The organism is Streptomyces sp. BYX5S (assembly GCF_054724165.1).
In genome coordinates this window covers 3,869,940-3,888,721 of sequence record NZ_CM138829.1, presented here as the reverse complement: position 1 = coordinate 3,888,721, position 18,782 = coordinate 3,869,940, and the positions used below count along the sequence as shown (strand labels likewise).

General features: G+C 72.2%; 2 protein-coding genes. Both read right to left on the bottom strand.

Annotated features, from left to right (window positions below; all coding sequences use genetic code 11):
* Positions 1-49 precede the first annotated feature (49 nt).
* Positions 50-256 (bottom strand): EF-hand domain-containing protein, encoded by a 207-nt coding sequence (locus tag ACYBSK_RS17590; RefSeq protein ID WP_457481780.1) that lies wholly within the window; start codon positions 254-256, stop codon positions 50-52.
* A 74-nt stretch (positions 257-330) separates the two neighbouring features.
* A complete protein-coding gene (locus tag ACYBSK_RS17585; RefSeq protein ID WP_460246770.1) occupies positions 331-18,780 on the bottom strand; it encodes a WXG100-like domain-containing protein in 18,450 nt (6,149 codons plus the stop codon).
* Positions 18,781-18,782: the final 2 nt, after the last annotated feature.

Sequence of the window (18,782 nt, the reverse complement as noted above, 5' to 3'; positions counted from 1 at the left end):
CGAGGGTTCCGGGGGCACGGGCACGGAGGGTGGTGCGGTGGTGTCGTGTTCAGAGGCCCATGGAGGCACGGAACTCGTCGAAGGACACCTTGCGGTCGCCGTCGCTGTCGATGGTGTCGATGAGCTCCTGCGCGGCCTCCGCGGTGACACCCGTGTCACCGAGCTCCGCGACGACCTGCCGGTACTCCTCGGCGGTCAACTGCCCGTCCCCGTCGACGTCGTACCGCTCGAAGACCTTGCGCGCCGCGGCTGTCATGTCGACCACTTGTTCCCCATTTCCTTGCTGTTCCACGTCCGCCCCCACTGTAGGACCTCTGCGCGCGGTGCAGGTCAGGTGGGCTGGATGCTGTCGGCGTTGTTGTAGAACGTGGCGTTGGTGCCGAGGCGGCGGAAGTCGTTCAGGACGCCCGCGAAGGTCTTGCGCGACGGCAGGAATTCCAGCAGGGCGGCCCGGTCGTTCTCCGTGAGGTGCTCACGCAGCAGCTGGTTGTAGGCGTTGAAGGACGCCGCGGTGTTCCCCGGCGCCTTCGCCGCGTCGCCCCGGTGGTCGTTGGTGACGGCGATCGACGCGAGGTCCATCAGGAAGCAGTCGAACAGGTCCTTGACGTCCTTCGGCCGCCCCTCGGCCCTGAGCAACTCGGCCATGCCGAGGACGACATCGCGGTAGATGGCGTGCCGCCGGGTGAGGTGGTAGGCCGCCATGATGTGGTCCTTCTGCCCGGCGCCCTCGGTCGTCATGAACTTCCGCGGGTTCTGCCCCTCCAGGCCCGGCACGGGCAGCTCCGCGCCGTCGAACATCGCCTCCTCCACCTCGATCCGCGTGTCCCGGGAGGCCAGGGGGTGCAGGCCGATCTCGTGGGCGAGCATTCCCATGACGTGACCGATGTCGTACGTCTCGAAGTAGTAGCTGGCGAGGTTGATCTGCACGCCCTCGTCGCCCAGGTCCACCACGTCGGCGGGCGGCTCCTGCTTCAGCAGGTCGCGTTTGTGGAGCGTGATGCGGCAGGGGCGGCTGCCGATGTAGGTGTTGACGACGTCGTGTCCCTGGAGCAGTTCGATGATGCGCACCGCCTTGTCGCGGTAACGCCGGTCCGTGTGCTTCAGGTTGGTGAACTCGACGTTCCCCGAGCGGAACGGGGCGTACGCGGGCGCGGGGTCGGGCGCGGCGTTCGGCTCCGTGGGTGCGCGCGGCGGGACCTCCGTCGCCGTGGCGTCGGGCAGCGGAAGTGACACGGGGTCGACCCATACGGCTTCGCGCGGGACGGGCGTGGCGTTGGTGCGCGCCGCGCCCCAACTCGGCGCGTTTTCCGCCCCACTTGCGCGCGTGCCGACGGGAGCCGGCTCGCTCGCGGTCAGGTCGAGATCGCCGATCAGCGTGCCGATCAGAGCGAGGTGGCGACCACGCAGTCCGGCCGCCGCGAGCGAGGAGTCCTCGGGCTCCTGGTGCGGGATGCCGAGCAGGCTGCCGGGAATGTCCGGCCGGTGCTCGGCACCCGCCTCCCGGTACTCGTCGCGCAGACCGATCTGGTGCGCCAGCTCGTGCGCCAACTGCACCGGGGCGGCGTCCGTCCACCACGCCGTCTGGTCCATGGCCTGGTCGCGGCCGATCAGGTCCACGGTGAGGTGCGGGGCCTCCTCGGGGCTCACGTGCTCGACCGTCACGTGCAGCCGGTCGCCGTTCGGCAGGCGATACGCCGGGCCGTTCAGGAACTCGCCCACGGCGGCGTCGAGTTGGCCGAACACCCGGTCCGGCTGCCCGTCCTCGCCCCCGCGCAGCGCCACCCGCACCGTCAGATCCGTCACGGGTTCACCGTCGAACGTGAAGCGCCGCGCGTCGAAGCCCGAACGTACGACGAAACGCGGACGGTCGTCGCGCGGAGCGGCCGGAGTCCGGTGGCCGACCGAGTTCGCTCCACCGGTCGGCTCACCGGTCGAGGTCTGCTGCGGCAGCCGGGGCCGCGCCTCACCGGCAGGGGGCGCGGGCGGCAGAGGGCGCTGGATGCTGTCGCCCCGGTTGCCCCTGCCGAGGCTGGCGGTGGCGAGCGTCTTGAAGTCCGCCGCGACGCCCCACATCGTCTTGTTGCCCGGAAGCAGCGCGTGGACGGGGCTGTCCGCCGCCAGTTGCTGCACGAACAGTTCCTTGTACGCCTGGTAGGCGCGCGCGGTGTGCCCCGGGCTGAACACGGCGTTCGCCCGGTGGTCGTTGGTGACGGCGATCGACGCGAGGTCCATCAGGTAGGTGTCGATCAGGTCCGTGACGTCCTGCCTCTTCGCGCCCTCCGCACCGGCGTTCGCGTCGGCCGCGAGGTTCTCGGCCATCCGCACGACGATGTCCCGGTAGATCCGGTGCCGTGTCGTGCTCGGGAACGCGGCCATGACGTGATCGGCCTGTCCGGCGGTCCCCGCGTCCATGGCGCGCGGCGGGTTCAGTTCGCTGAGCCCCGGCACGGGCAACGGGAACTCCAGGAGTCCGGCCTCCTCGTCGGGAATCCCCGTGTTCCGGGAGGCCAGGGGGTGCAGCCCGATCTCGTGGGACAGCATCCCCATCACGTAACCGATGTCGTACTTCTCGAAGTAGTAGCTCGCGAGATTGATGTCGACGCCCGCGTCACCGCGGTCGATGACATCGGCGGGGGTCTGGGTGGTGCGCATGTGCAGCGTGATCCGGACGGGGCGGTCGCCCACGTAGTCGCGGATGGTGTCGTGGCCGCGCAGCACATCGATGATCCGGACCGCCTTGTCGCGGTACAGCTCGTTCGCGTGGTTGAGGTTCGTGAACTCGAAGTTCCCCGACTTGAACGGAATGAACGTCGGCTCCGCCTCCACACCCTCCGGCGCACGCGCAGGCACCTCGGCCCCCGCCCCGTCCGTAACCGTAGGCAGCGACACCGGATCCACCCACACCGCCGTACGCACCTCAGGTACGGCCTCGGCACGCGCCGCATCCCAACTCGACTCGCCCTCCGGACGGTTCGCGTGCACCTCCAGATCACCGATCAACGCACCCAGCAACGCCATGTGCCGCCCCCGCAGACCCGCGGCAAGCAACGACGCATCCTCGGGACTCTCGTCGACCGCACCCAGCAGACTGCCCGGCACATGCGGACGATGCGGCGCATCCACATCCCGGTACTCGTCCCGCAGACCCAACTGATGCGTCAACTCATGCACCAAATGCACCGGCTCCGCATCAGCCCACCACACCGTCTGATCCATCACCCGGTCACGACCCGCCAAGTCCACCGTCAGATGCGGCGACTCCCCCGGCGCCACCCGCTCCACCGTCACATGCAGCCGATCACCATTCGGCAGCCGGTACGCCGGACCGTTCAAGAACTCCGCCACACCACCCTCCAGCCGCCCGAACACCCCCTGCGACTCACCGTCCACACCACCGCGCAACGCCACCCGCACCGTCAAATCCGTCACGGATTCGCCGTCGAACACGAACCGCCGCGCATCGAAGCCCGAACGCACCACGAAACGCGGGCGCTCGTCCACCGGACCCACCAGGACCGGCGGAGTGACCTCCTGGGCCGGCTCCGTGCCCACCGTCTCCGCAGCCTGGGGAAGCCGGGGGCGCGCCTCGCCCTGCGGAGGCAGCGGGCGCTGAATGCTGTCGCCGCGGTTGTTCGTGCCGAGGCTGGCGGCCAGTGTCGTGAAGTCCCGTGCGACACCGAACCAGCCCTTGTCCGCCGGGACCAGCGCACGCACCGGGCTGTCCGCCGCCAGTTGCTGGACGAACAACTCCTTGTACGCGTTGTAGACCTTCGCGGTGTTGGCCGGCTCCCTCGCCGCGTTGACCCGGTAGTCACTGGTGATGGCGATCGACGCGACGTCCATCAGATACGTGTCGATCAGGTCCGTGACGTCCTTGGCTTTCGCGCCCTCCTCACCGATCCGCGCATCCTCCGCGAGAATGTCCGCCATTCCGAGGACGATGTCCCGGTAGATCCGGTGCCGCGTACTGCTCGGGAACGCGGCCATGATGTGGTCGGCCTGACCAGCGCTCTCCGTGTTCATCGTGCGCGGCGGATTCAGATGCCCCAGGCCCGGCACGGGCAACGGAATCCCCTGGAACATCGACTCCTCGTCCGGGATGTCCCTGTTCCGGGAAGCGAGCGGGTGCAGCCCGATCTCGTGGGACAGCATCCCCATCACGTAACCGACGTCGTACTTCTCGAAGTAGTAGCTCGCGAGATTGATGTCGACGCCCGCGTCACCGCGGTCGATGACATCGGCCGGGGTTTCCGTCGTGCGGACGTGCAGGGTGATGCGCACCTGGCGACCGCCGACATAGTCGCGAATCGTCTGGTGCTTTTGCAGCACATCAATGATCCGCACGGCCTTGTCGCGATACCGCTCATTCATGTGATTCAGGTTCGTGAACTCGAAGTTCCCCGACTTGAACGGAATGAACGTCGGCTCCGCCTCCACACCCTCCGGCATACGCGCGGACACCTCGGCCCCCGCCCCGTCCGTAACCGTGGGCAGCGCCACCGGGTCCACCCACACCGCCGTACGCACCTCAGGTACGGCCTCGGCACGCGCCGCGTCCCAACTCGACTCGCCCTCACGGTGGTTCGCGTGCACCTCCAGATCACCGATCAGCGCGCCCAACAACGCCATGTGCCGCCCCCGCAGACCCGCGGCGAGCATCGACGGATCCTCGGGACTCTCGTCGACCGCACCCAGCAGACTGCCCGGCACATGAGGACGATGCGGCGCATCCGCATCCCGGTACTCGTCCCGCAGACCCAACTGATGCGTCAACTCATGCACCAAATGCACCGGCTCCGCATCAGCCCACCACACCGTCTGATCCATCACCCGGTCACGACCCGCCAAGTCCACCGTCAGATGCGGCGACTCCCCCGGCGCCACCCGCTCCACCGTCACATGCAACCGATCACCATTCGGCAGCCGGTACGCCGGACCGTTCAAGAACTCCGCCACAGCCGACTCCAGCCGCCCGAACACCCCCTGCGACTCACCGTCCACACCCCCACGCAACGCCACCCGCACCGTCAAATCCGTCACGGGTTCACCGTCGAACACGAACCGCCGCGCATCGAAGCCCGAACGCACCACGAAACGGGGGCGGGAGTCCGGTCCGCCGAGGGGGGTCCGGCTGGTGGTCTCGTTCGCGGGTTCGGTGCTGACCGTGTTCTGCGGGAGGCGGGGGCGTGCCTCGCCCGGCGGCTGAGCTGATTCGGTCGACGTGTTCGGCGGCGTCGCACGGCGGATGCTGGAGCCGCTGTTGTTCGTCGCCACGCGCGTGGCGAGCGTCGCGAAGTCACGTGTGACGCCCCACCAGCCCTTGTCCGCCGGGACCAGCGCGCGTACGGGGCTGTCGTCCGCCAGTTGCTGGACGAACATCTCCTTGTACGCGTTGTAGACCCGCGCCGTGTTCGCCGGCTCCTTCGCCGCGTTGACCCGGTTGTCGCTCGTGATGGCGATCGACGCGACGTCCATCAGGTACGTGTCGATCAGGTCCGTGACGTCCTGCTGCCTCGCGCCCGGCTTTCCGGCCCGTGCGTCGGCGGCGAGGACGTCGGCCATGCCCAGCACGATGTCGCGGTAGATCCGGTGGCGGGTACTGCTCGGGAACACCGCCATGATGTGATCGGCCTGGCGCGCGGTGTCCGTGCTCATCATGCGCGGCGGATTCAGGTGTTCCAGGCCCGGGACGGTGAACGGCATGCCTTCGAGCAACGGTTCCTCGTCGCGGACCTCGGCGTTGCGGGACGCCAGGGGGTGCAGGCCGATCTCGTGGGACAGCATCCCCATGACGTAGCCGATGTCGTACTTCTCGAAGTAGTAGCTGGCGAGGTTGATCTGTACGCCCTCGTCGCCGCGGTCGACGACGTCCGCGGGGGTCTCCGTCGTGCGGACGTGCAGTGTGATTCGTACCGGGCGGCCGGCGACGTAGTCGCTGATCGTGCCGTGTCTGCCCAACAGGTCGACGATCCGCGCCGCCTTGTCGCGGTGGCGCTGGTCCGAGTCGTCGAGGTTGGTGAACTCGATGTCGCGGGGCGGGGTGTCGGGCGCGGCGTCCGAGGCTTCCGTGGTGGTGTCGGCGCCCGACATCGTGTCCAGTTCGTGCGCCTCGTCCGCAGGGGTGCGTTCGAGCAGCGGCACGAAGTCTCCGCCGCGGCGGCGGAGCCGGATGTGGGTGCTGTCGGAGGAGGGGCCCGCGTAGGTGTGGGCGGTGCCGTTCTCCTCGATCAGGGTGACCGTGGTGCCCGTCGCGGCGGCGGCCCATTCGGCGACCACGCGGTCGGCCTCGTGGTTCCAGGGGGCCTCGGCGAGGTGGCGGCGCAGGTGGCCGTCGCGGGCCGCCTGGCTGGGCGGGGGTGCGTGCGGGGCCTGCTTCAGTGGCGGCGGCGAGAAGAGGGAGGTGCGCTCGTCCGCTGTGCCCGGGAGGCCGTTCATGCGCATCAGTTGCGCGGCCGGCACCCCGGCGCGGACGCGCAGCCGGGACGCTTCGTGGCGCTGCGTGCCCGGGTGCGCGGCGGCGTGGTGCAGGGCGGTGGCGAGCGCGCCGAAGAAGCCGTTGCCGCGGCCGGTGGGACGGCCCTGGGTGTACGTGGCGCCGTCGGGTGCGGTGAGGACGCCGTCGCGGTCGAGGCGGTAGCGCGGGCCGCTGAGATCGGTCGGGGGCGACCAGGGCGGCGTGGCGTGGGTGCGGTGCGCGGGCGGCTCCGTCGTGGTGCTGGTCGTCGTCTTCGTGGCCGTGGCGGGCGTCGGCAGCGGCGTGGCGGTCGGTGCCGGCGTGCCCGGCACGAGCGCCGCGTGGAAGAAGCCGTCGGTGGTGAACAGGACCGGGTCGGCGATCGGGTCGACGGCCGCCGGGTCGCCGCCGTGCGGCAGGAACACCTGGTCGCGGCCCTCGCCGGTGACGACGGTGAGCGGGGTGCCGAGGACGCGGGCGGCGAGCGCGGGCAGCAGGTCGGCGCCGCCGTGGTCACCGGCGATGCGCGTGGGCGGGGTCTGCTCGCCGTCCGGCCGGGTCATCGAGGTGTCCGGGGCCGGTTCGGCCGCGAACGGGCGGGCGAGCGCCGACACGGCCAGGGCGACGCGCTGCGCGGGCGTCGGCCAGAACGTCTGCGGCAGCCGTCCGAACGCGTCGAACTCGGACTGCTGCGCGGGCGTCAACCGCACGCCGGCAGCGTCGAGTTCGGCCTGCGTGAAGGTGTCGGCGGCGTCCAGGGCGAGCGCGTCGAGCAGGTCCTCGTTGCCGTTGTCGCCGAGCGCGGTGGCGAGCCGGTCGCGGGCGGCGCCGATGGCCTCGGCGGTGACGTCCGGATCGCCGGGGGCGCGCGTGAACCGGTCGGCGAGGTCGGTGCCGAGCAGGTGCGGCAGCCGCCCGTGCGCGTCGGCGGTGGCGAGCAGCGCGTGGAAGAACGAGGCGCCGTCGTGCGGCATGTCGTGCACCTCGCGCACCGTGGCGCCGTCCGGCGAGGTGAGGGTGCGCGGAGTGGTGCCCTCGGCGTCGGTGACCGTGTACGGGTCGGGGGCCTCGGAGCGCCACGCCGGTGCGGTGTACTCCTGCGGCCGGTCCGGCACGGGGACGGTGGTCGAGCCCTGGTGGTGGGCGGTGAGCCGGGACGCGGCGAGGTGCAGCCGGTGGTGGTCGGCGGCGGCGGTGTCGACGCGCTGCTGCCAGAGCCGGACCTCGTCGCGGGCGGCCTGCCAGGCGGTCACGGCCGGGGACTCGGAGACGGCCCTCGGCAGGGCGGTCGGCCGGTCGGGGTCGCCGTCGCCGAGCGCGGCCCGCTCGTCGGGGCTCAGGGCGAGCCAGGTCTCGCGGGCGCGGGCGCGGGCGTCGTAGTAGTTCGTCTCGGCCTTGGCGAGGTCGCCCGCCGCGTCGGCCATGGTGTCCCAGGCGGCGGCGACGTCGTCGGGGAACGACGTGTCGTCCAGCAGGCCGTAGTCGCGGGCGAGGTCCTCGCGCAGCCACACCAGGGCGGTGGTCTCCGCCTCGGCGGCGCGCGGGCCGCGGACCGGCTTGCCGAGCGCCTGCATCGGGCGGCTGTCGGTGAGCCGGTGGTCCGCCTCGGCGACCGTCAGCCAGCTCACCGGTACGGCGAAGAGCATGCTGCGGTCGGTGACCACCTTGAGGTGGGTGCCGAGGGTGGTGTCACTGGTGCCCCGGAGCGCGTTGGTGTCGTTGCTGCCGCCGAACGGAACCGTGGCGCCGGGAATGACCAGGCCCGCTTCGGAGGTGCTGAAGATGGGGCCGGTGCCCAGGGCGCCTTCGACGTTGTCGGTGATGCCGGTCTCGTTGGCGTCGGAGGTCTTGGCGCGCCGCATGGCCTCCATGCGCGGCTTGTTCTCGACGGCGAGGAGCCGGGCGCCGGTGCGGTGCATCTTCGCGTACAGGCGCGAGTCGGCGGTGTGGGACTGGCCGAAGAGGCGGGCGGACGCCTGCGTCGGCAGCTCGGAGCCGTGGGCGCCGAGTGCCTCGCGCAGGCCCGCGGTCAGTCCGCCCTGGCTGGTGGCCTCCTGCTGGGCCTGCGCGGCGGCGGTGCCGAGGCCGGTGAGCGGGGTGTGGCGGGCCATGCGGACCCGCTCCTTGAGGGTGTTGCCGGTGTGCAGTTTGCCGGGGTCGCTGTCCCCGAAGCCGTCGGCGCGGGCGGTGGCCAAGGTCAGGGCGTCCTGGACGTTGGCGGCGCCGCGGATGTCGACGGCGAGGATGCCGGAGCCGATCCGGTCGTCGAAGGGCAGCACGTCGGACGCGCCGGGGGTGTTGCCCGCGGGGGCGGTGCGCCACTCGGCGATGCCGTCCGGGCGGGCCTGCTCGGGTGTCCTCATCCGGACGGCGCGCTCCGGCTCGGGCACGTCGCGTTCGGTGAGCGCGCCGTCGGCGCCGTCGCCGTCCGGGGTGAGCAGACTGACCGGGGCTGTCTCGTGCAGGGCGCCGACGTGCGCCACGGCGCGCGGCGAGAGCCGTCCACCGGTCGCGTCGGTCATGGTGACGGTGAGGATGTAGTCGGTGACGATCTCGGCGTGCGCCTGGGTGGTGGCGATGTTCGGCATCGCCGTGCTGCCCGCGGTCCGGGTGTGGGTGGTGGCCTGCTGCTGGGTGGCGGTGCCCTGGACGGCGGGTCCGGCGATCAGCGGGCCTTCGCCCATGCGCTCGCCGACGCCGAGGGTGACGTCGCCGCCGCGGTCCTGGACACGGGCGTCGGCGTGGTCGCGCGCGTTGTTGCGGTAGTCCTCCAACTCGTAGCCAGTACGCAGCCGTTCGACGGTGGTGGTGACCGGCGTCAGCTTGAACGTCACCTGGCCGGGGCTGCCGCCGACGGCCAGGTGGTGCGGGCTCGACCAGGACCGGTAGCGGACCGGAAGGGTCATTCCGTCGGTGGTCAGCTCGTGCAGATGGGCGCGGAGGAAGTCCGGCGAGAGCCGCTGGAGGACCTGCTCGCGGTCGTGCGAGGGCACGCCGATCTTCGCCAGACGCGGCAGCAGTTGGTGTGCGGCGTGGCCCGCGTCGAGTTGCCCGGCGGGGTGGGTGGGGAAGCGGCGGCCGCGCAGGAACGCGGGGACGCGGTAGCCGCCGCCGAGGTTGCGCGGGGTGTCGGTGCTCAGCCCGTCCGGGGCGAGTCCGGCCTCGATGGCGTCCTGCATCGGCAGGTGCATCATGACCGCGTCCTTGACGCGCTGGAGCGCGGCGGCCGCCTTGCGCGGGGCGAGGCTCCGGCCGAGGCGGTCGGAGACCCGTCCGGCGGCGGAGGCGATCGCGGTCCCGGCGCGGGTGCCGATGGTGCCCATCGCGGCGGTCCACCGGTCCCGTACGGCGACGGTCTCGGTGGCGTCGGCGGCCACCAGATACATCCGGCCCGCGTAGCTGAGGGTGGTGCTGCGGCCGCGGGTGACGGTCTCCGAGATGCTGCGGCCCTTGCCCCAGGCGTACTGGAGGGCCGTCTGGTAGGTGCCGGTCGCGGCTTGGTGGCCGGGGGCGCGCTGGTAGGGGATGTCGCTGCCCTGGAGGCCGACGGTGGCCCGTGCGGTCGTGCCGGAGCTGCCGAGGATGCGGCGCTCGTTGCCGAGGGTGGCCTCCAGGCTGCCGGGCTTGGGGTCGCTCTTGACGCGTACGTTCGTCAGTTCACCGCGGACCGCGCCCTTCACGTAGTGCGTGCGCAGCGGTCCCGCTCCGTTCAGCCCGGTGATGCGCGCGCCGAACGGGCCGAGGTACTGACCGAGTTGACTGGCGACGCTCAGGTTGGCCATCGCGCGGCGCAGCGCGGTGCGCACCGGGGCGCCGGGCGCGCTGACGTGCCACGTGGTGCCGGAGGCGCGGTCGGCGGTGTCCTGCATGAGCTGAGCGCGCGGGCCGCCGCCCTCGGTGCTGAGGACGACGTGCGGGGACGTGAGTAGTTTGCGGGTGAGGTCCCGGTCGGCGCTGTTCGTGTGCGGCAACGGGCGCTCGCCATCGAGGAGTTGGTCTGCCTCGACGCTGGAGAGCCGCTGCGGGGTCGGGGCCGGCGACGGCGTGGCAGTCGAGTCGGTGGGGGCGTACCGCTCGGAGCCGTGGGAGGAGGGCACGGCCAGCTCGACGCGGCCCACGCTCGCGCTGCCTCCGTCGAACAGCGGGCGTTCGGCGACCTTGCTGACGAAGATGCCGCCGCCGAGCAGACCGGCCGTGGCGAGGCGGGTCCAGCCGCGCGGGCGGCGGTGGCCCTCGAAGGTGGCTCCCAGTTCGACGCGGTAGCTGTAGAGGTCGGCGGTGCTCTGGAACGCCAGGTTGTCGTGGGTGACCGCGGACGTGCTCCGGGTGGCCGTCTGGTCGGTCCTGCCGTAGCGGGCGCCGAGCGTGACGTTGCCGATCTGGGCGAGGGACGTGGTGCCGGGCACGGGTGTGTGGTCGCGGGGCGAGATGCCCAGTTCGACGCCGCCGGAGAGCGCGCTGGATGCCTGCTCGCCCTGGCCGGACACCTCGGTGCCGATCACCGCGTTGCGCAGGGAGCGCTCGCTCATCGTCGTCTCGAAACGGCGGTCGGTGAGCCGGGCCTTCAGGATCAGCGTGTGGTGGCCGCGGCGCACCTTGCCGTCCTCGGTGAGGGTGACCGGAACGCCGGTGGTGGTCAGGTCGTCCAGGCTCTGCGCCAGGGTGGGCCGGTTCAGCGCCTCCCGTACCTGGCGGTCGTTGTGCAGCGCGGTGCGCATGCGGCCGTCGCCGTACCAGAGTTTGGCCAGGCGCGGATGACGGAGCATCAGCGGCGGGACGAACAGGGACGGGTACGACTGGTGCAGCGTGTCGAGGACGGTGTCGGCGAAGACCCGCAGGGGGTCCTGGGGCCGGTTCGGGTCGGGCGCCGCCTTGGGGTCGCGCGTCGGCTTCGGTTCGCTCGTCGCTGCCTTCGGGTCCAAGGTGACGTCCGGTGTGGCGTCCAAGGTCGCCTTCGGGCCGGTCGTCGCCGTGGTGTCCGGGCGGAAGCCCTCGGCGCGGATCTGCCCGCCGAGGTGCACCGGGTCCTCGCGGGTGAGGTACCACGGCACGGGCGGCTCGGCGTCCGGGTTCGGGCCGGTCCGGCCGGGCGTGCGGCTGTCCCAGCCGGCCAGCCGCCGGGCGTCCTGGGTCGACATCCAGTCCAGGCTGACCACGCGCACCGGCCGGGCCGCGGAGGCGGGCTGTCCGGCCGCCCGCACCATGAGGGTGCGCTCCACCCGGTACAGCGCGACCGGGTGGTTGCGGACGCGGCCGGTGACCTTGCGGGCCGCGTCGACACCGTAGTAGTGGCCGCGCCCGGTGCTCACGTCCGAACGGATCTGCGGCCCGCCCTGGATGCGCACATCGACGTCGGGGCCGACCAGGCTGTGGTTGGGACCGGAGGTGACCTGGGCACCGAAACGGGTGTCACGCACGTGTGCGCGCTGGTTCTGGTACGTGGTCTGCGTGAGGTCGCGCACCTCCGCCTTGACCGACTCGGCGACCAGCGTGGCGCGGTGCGGCACCGACCGCTCCACGATCAGATGGCCCAGCGGATGGTGTCCGCTCCCCCGGGTCAGCTCGGGGCTGGTGACCGGCCCAGCGAGCCGTCCGAACAGTCCGAGCAGCCGTCCCGGCCGGACGTACGAGACGAGCGTGCGGTGCGCCGAACTGCCGGGCCGTGCACCGGAGATGGCGAGCGCGAGGTCCTCCGGCGGGTCCGTCAGGTGCAGACCGGTGGTGTCGGTCATCCGGGGCTCGACACCGTCCAGGAAGGTGAGTGTCTCGGGCGCGCGCCGGGTGCCCGTGTACGGGACGGTGAGGTCGTCCGGCAGCCGCCAGCTCAGGCCGTCCCGCATGGCGAACTCGGCGGTGTGCACGGGTGTGCGCCGCCAGTTTGGGGCGCGGTTGCCGTCGCCGGTGGCCGGTCCGGTGGTCTTCGGGGCCTCGGTGACGCGCTCGACGCGCACCCGGTAGTGCACGTCGTCCAGGTGCAGATGCGAGCCCTCGAAGGCGCGGTACTCGGACTGGTGGAAGCCCTGCGTGCCCAGCGTGAAGTCGGTCCTGCGGTTCCAGCCCAGCGACACACCGATCTTGAGCAGCCAGTTGAGCGGCGGGCCCAGGCTCAGCGCGCCGGCGATGCGGCGGCCGACACCGACACTGCGCGCGCCACCCGTACCGGACTGGCCGCGGCGCATGGTGTCGAGGCGTGTGGTGCCGCCGCCGATGTCGTTGAACCGTTCCCAGCGGTGGTACGGGACGGCCTCCACGGTCAGCTCGTGGCCGACGCCGGACTTCTCGCGGCCCACGAAGCGGGCGCCGCGCGGGGCGGTGAAGGCGCCGGGCTGTTCGGTCAGCAGCCGCAGCAGTTCGGCCTCGTCGAACTGGGAGCGCAGCTTCGGCGGCAGCCCGTCGAGGATCTGCCGGGCCGCCAGCTCGGGTGACCGGAGGTTGAGGGTGCCGAGGCCGGTGAACAGGCCGGTGCGGCTGCCCGGGGCCCGGGTGGCGGGGGTACCGTCCGTGCCCTTGGCGTCGCCCTTGTCGGTCGGGTCCGCGTCCGGGTTGATCAGCACGGTGGGCAGTCGGCTGCCGTCGTCGAAGGTGACGGTGCGCGGGGCCGGGCCCGGCGCGGCGGCGTCCGGTCCGGTCATCAGGCGTGCGGGGCGGTGCCGTTCGAGCTGGGTCTCCAGCGGGACCGTCTCGCCGGTGTCCTTGGGCGTGGTGTCGGTGCTGAAGACGTCGGTGACGCCACCCATGCCGCGCAGCCATTCGCCGAACGGGTCGGAGCCGTCGGGGGCGGGGTCGGGCGTGGCGGTCGGATCGAGCGTGACCGGGCTCGTGTCGGTGGTGACCGGCGCGGTTTCCGTCGTGCCGGGTGTCGTGCCGGTCGTCAGCGGTGCGGAGGCCGGGATCAGGGCGTCGAAGTGGTCCCTGCCGTTGTACGCCAGGTGCAGGGTGCCGTTGGTGCCGCCCGGGTTGAGCCGGGTGACGTAGGTGTCGCCCGGGGCTCCGTGCCGGTCGGGCTGGACGAGACGCAGGTCGACGTCGAGGGTGTGTGCCAGTGCGTGCGGGAGCAGGTCGCCGAAGGGCGAGGACCACAGCCCCGTCCGCTCGGCCGCCGCGGCGATCAGCCCTTCGGTGCCGATGCGTCGTGCGTCGTCCGGTGTGGGTGCCACCTCGGCGAGCTGCGGGTAGCCGCTGTCTTCGAGGATCTGCCGCCACTGGGCCGGGTCGCCGTCGGTGACGACCTGGTCCGCGATCCGGTTCCACTGGTCCGTGATGCGTGCCTGTTCGCTCGGGTCCGTGACTCCGGTGAGAGCGGTCGTGCGCAGGTCGTCCACGACGGAGAGCACCGGGTCGGGTGTCATGGCGGCGGCCGTGGCGACCAGTTCGGAGCCGACGAGCCGGTCGCGCAGCAGGCCGCGGAGCCCGGCGACGTTGCGCGCGGCCCAGGCGGGCGGGATGTCCTGACCGCGCGCGCTGTCGAGCAGGGACCGGAAGAGGCAGTCGCCGTCGGCCCGGGTGCGCAGCCGGACCAGCGAACGGCCGTCCACGTGAACGGCGTTGGCCGGATCGGGCGTCGCCCCGCTCTTACTGACCCCCTTGCTGAACAGGGCCACGTTGTCGGCGAGGCTCTCCCGGCGGCTCGGCGCGGGTGCCAGATCGGGCCTGCGGCGCAGCAGTTCGGCGGTGTCCTCGGGGCTGAGGGACAGTTCGGACAGGGGCAGCGGTTCGGTGGAGAGCGACCAGGTGACGCGCGCGGACGGCGCGTAGTCGAGGCCGCGTACGTCGTCGGGCGAGATCAGCGTGCTCGGGGGCAGTTCGGCGGGCGGTGGCGGCAGGAGCGCGTCGAGGGTGGTGTCGGGTCCGGCGCCTGCCCGCAACTCGGCTGCCGCGCGCAGGAATTGGGTGTACTGCTCGGCGGTGGGGCCGGCCGTCGGGTCGGCGAGGGTGTCGCCATTGCTGTGGAGCCGGTCGGTGACCATGCGGTTCAGCAGGTCCGGGGTCATCCGGCCGTCGCCGTACCGGGCAGCACTGTGCGGGCTGTGCCAGCGCAAGGCGTCCGCGTAGGCGAGACCGGCCAGCAACTCGCGGTTCTCAGGGCGTTGTTCGGCGTCCGGGCCGAGCGCGTCGCGCAGCGTGCGGATCTGCTGGAGGGTACGGGCGCGAGCGAAGGCGTCGGCCGGTTCCGGACCGCGGTGCAGGCCCGCGTCGCGGGCGAGCTGGTCCAGGGTGGCACCGGCGGGTTCCGGGGTGAACAGGCGCCAGCGGCCGGGGCCTTCCGCGCCCTCGGTGAGGACGGCGCGGACATTGCCGTCGCCGTCCCGGGCGGTGCCGACCTCGGTCGTCGGCGCGTAGACCGGCCGTCCGGTGCGGTTGGCGACGTGCTGGGCGACGGGCAGTCCGGCGACCGCGGGCTGCCGTCCGGTCTCGCAGGAGAACAGCACCAGCGGCCGGTCCTGCTGTCCGTCCCGCGACCAGGACTTGAGCACCTCGCCGAGCTGCACACCGCTGACCTTGACACTGGGGTGCGCCGCGTCGTCGGTGCCGAGGGTGACCGTACGGGGGGTGCCGTGCCCGGCGAAGTAGTCGGCGCCCTCCTCGGTGTCGGCGCCGGGCAGTGCGGTGGGCGGGCCGGTGAACACCGTACGCGTGGTGTTGTCGGGTCCGGAGGTGGTGCGTACGCCGCGGAAGCTGTCCTGGCCGAGGAGTTCGGCGCGGCGCTCGCCGATGGGTGTGCCGTCCTCGGCCGGGCTCTGCGAGATCGTCAGCGTCCGCACGGGTTGGCCCGGCCGGGGGTGTGCGGCCGACTGGGGCATCCAGCGCCGCAGTTGGGCGACCGGGACCGTGTGCCCGTCCAGGGTGGTGACGAACGGTTCGGCCGGGGTGGTCGCGTTCTGCACGTCGGGCCGTACGACGACCTTCGCGGGCGGCGGCGGGGTGCCACCGGTGCCGCGTCCACGTCCGCCGCCGGGGCCCGGAATCTGCGCGCCGATGCCGTGGCCGGACTCCAGGTGCAGGCCGGTGGCCTCTTCAGCGGCGGGGCGGGACTCGCCCCGCGGTACGGATGTCGTGCTGCTCTCGGTGGCGGGGCGGCCGGGCGGGCCGAGGGCGTCGGCGAGCGGCAGCAGCACGTCCGCGCCGGGGAACTCGGTGTCGGTGGGTGGAGGTCCGGCGAGCGGGCGGGCCCGGACGGGTGCGCCCGGCCCGACCCGGGTCAACTCCACGGCGGAACGCACCGGGCGGCCCGTGCCGTCCGGCGTGACACCCGGCCCGAAGACGACGGCCCGGTCGGTCCCGGCCCCGTCCAGGACGGCGCTCGCCTCGGGCGTTCCCTCCGGCGGTGGCGGGGTCTGCGAGACGACAATCGTGAGCGGCGCCGTCCGTGCTTCCGGGCTCGCCTCGACCGCGGACTCGGTCCGTACGGTGGTGTCGCCCTCGGTGTACGACCCGGTGGTGACCACGGTCGGCGGGGCGACGCCGGGTTCGTCGACGTTCGACGTGGCTGTGGGTGCGGGCGTTTTGGCGGCATCCGGTGAGGCGGCTGGGTCCGAGGAGGTCGCGACGTCGGGCGTGCTGTTGGTGGGCGCGGACGTGGGCGTCTCGGGATTGGTGACCGTCTCCGGCGCCTCGGCGGGTGCCGCGTTGTTGTCCGGGGTGGTGGCCCCGGGGTCGCTCCTCGGAGTGGGGGTGGTGCCGGTACGGGGGCTGGTGGAGCTGTTCGCGCCGGGCGCCGGGCCGGTGTTGGTGCCGTTGCCGGGAGCGGCCGAGGACGGGGCGACCGGTGCGGGCCCGTTGCCGGGGGCGTTCGAGGTGTCGGCTTCGGGCGTCGTCGAGCCGTCGGAGTCGGACGTCGTGGACGAGGCGGTGTCCGCCGTGGTGCCGTCCGCGCTGGCGTCGGGCCCGGTCGAGGCGTCCGTGCCGGGTGCGCGGAAGGTGTTGATGTCCGACGCGGACGAGTCGCCGGGCGCCGGAGCGGTCCGGGCGCCCGGCTGTTCGGACACCTCGGGGCCGCTCTGCGGCGGGCCGTCCGCCTCTGGCGCGTTGTACGTGTCGGAGGAGTTCGGGGACGCCGAAGTGTCCGTGCCGGAGGCGTTCGAGGTGTCGGGGCGGGGCGGGGCAGATGTGTCCGTGCCGGTGCCGCTCGCAGTGCCGGTGCCGGGCGCGCCAGTTGTGTCCGGGTCGGTCGCGTTCGACGTGTCGGGGTTGGTGTCGCTCGAGGTACCGGCGCCGGGCAGGCCGGACGTATCCGTGCCAGGCACGTTCGACGTGTCCGGCGCGGCCGTGTTCGACGTGCCCGAGCCATGCGCGCCGGACCCACTCGACGTACCGGCATCGGGTACGCCGGACGAGTCGGTACCGCCCGTGTTCGAGCCACCCGTCCCCGGCACGCCGGACTCGTCCGTATCGCCCGCGCCCGACGCCCCCGAATCGGGGACCGTCGAACCGTCCGGGTCGCCCGTGCCATGGGTGCCACCCGATGCGCTCGTCTGCCCCGAACCGGGCGCCGTGGACACGCCGGGGCCGGTACCGGACGTCGCTCCCCCGGACACGTTGCCCGTGTCCCCGACGTCCTGCCCGCCGCCGCCCGGCGAGAGGCCCTGCGTATCGCCGCCCCCAGGCGTGTCCACCGTGACCGGCGCCCCCAACCCGTCCAGGACACCACGGACGTGGTCCACGTCGGCCTGGGCGGTGGGTCCGTCCGGGGACACCACTCGTACCTCGGAGAGCTGCGACAGGCTGCCGCGCAGACCGTCCCGCAGGCCGATCTCGGCGCTGCCTGGCGGCGGCGTGCCGCGCAGCGCGCCGAGGTCGTTCAGCGCCTGCTGGCGGACGTCGGCCGGGCCGGTGAGCGCCTGCTGCCACAGGTGGCTCTCGTTGATGGCCGTCGAGGGCGCGAACGGTGTGTACGGGGGCGGGTCCATGGGCGAGTACGGGGGCGGGCCGTCCGTGGGCACGGACGCGTTGCTGGACGAGTTGCCGGAGGCGTCGCCGGTGGCCGGGGGCTGCCTGGTCGCGGAGCCGTCTCCGCCCCCGCTCTCCGTGTGCGGGCGGCCGTCGCCGTCGCCGTCGGCCGAGCGCGTGGAACCGCTCTCGCCCCCGCTGACCGTCGGCGGCGTGCGCAGGTTGTCGATGGTGTTGCGCAGTTCGGCGCCGCTGTTCAGGGCGGTGGAGGTGAGCGAGGACTCGACCTGGCTGCTGACACCCGCACCGACGAACGTGGACCAACTCGTGGACCAGTCACCGTCGAAGACACCCTTGATGAAGATCTCCGCGAGCGCCTCACCCGCACCGGCGGCGAGGAAGTCGGACGTCCCCTTGAGCCCGTAGTGCCCGGCGAGGCCCCGCAGGTTGTCGGCGTTGTCGCGCAGGATGGTGCTGTTGCGCCACAGATTCGGGTTGTTGAGGAACGACAGCGCGTTGTTGTGCAGCAGGGACGGCGGATTGCGGGTGATGCCGGAGCCACCCGGCACCGGAGTGGGCGTGGGCTCGGGCGTGGGCTTCGGTGTCGGACCGGGGCCGGGGTCGTTGGACTTCGGGCCGGGGCCGGGGGTGTTGCTTCCCGGTCCGGGGCCCAGGTCGTTCTTCAGGTTCGGGCCGGGCTTGAAGTCGAGATCCGGGCTGTTCTTGAGGAACGTGTTGTCGTAGCTCTTGACGATGTTGTGGGCGAACCTGTCGAAGAAACTGGTGAGGCCCCCGGCGGCGGCGCCGAACGCGGCGTCCTTGAGGATCTGGTTCCAGTCGAAGCCGTCCGGGCGGCGGTTGTTCGGCGCGAAGTTCATCATCGCCAGACGCACCGCGAACGTCGTGAACGCCTCCGCGAACGCCTCTGTCAGCGCGGGCGCGAGGTGCAGGCGTTGCAGCAGATGAGTGAGCGTGGTCAGGATCATGAAGCGGCTGCGCAGCTTGGCCATCATGATCTGGCTGGCGGAGGCACCACCGGTGAAGAACGACATCGCGAGGTAGATGGCGATCTCGATGAGCAGCCGGATGACCTCGGCGATCACCTGCCACTTGGACTCCATGATGTCCATGGAGGTCTTGCGGCGGCCCTCGGCGATCCTGTCGAGCTGCTCGGCGAACTGGCGCAGGTAGTTCTTGCCGTTGTCGTCGGTGAGCGTACCCATCGCCCTGGCGTACGACTTGGCCAGGTCGTCGGGCATGGCCTCGGCGATGTCGTGGACCGACTTGTCGATGAGCGACGACAGCCGGTCCATCTTCCGGCCGAGGCCGGAGTACGGCTGGCGGCTGTCGTAGGCGAGGTCCTCGTCGGCGTCGATCAGTTTCTCGCCGGTGAGGATGAAGATCATCGCGTTGACCTCGGGTGAGGCCTTGATGCTCATCG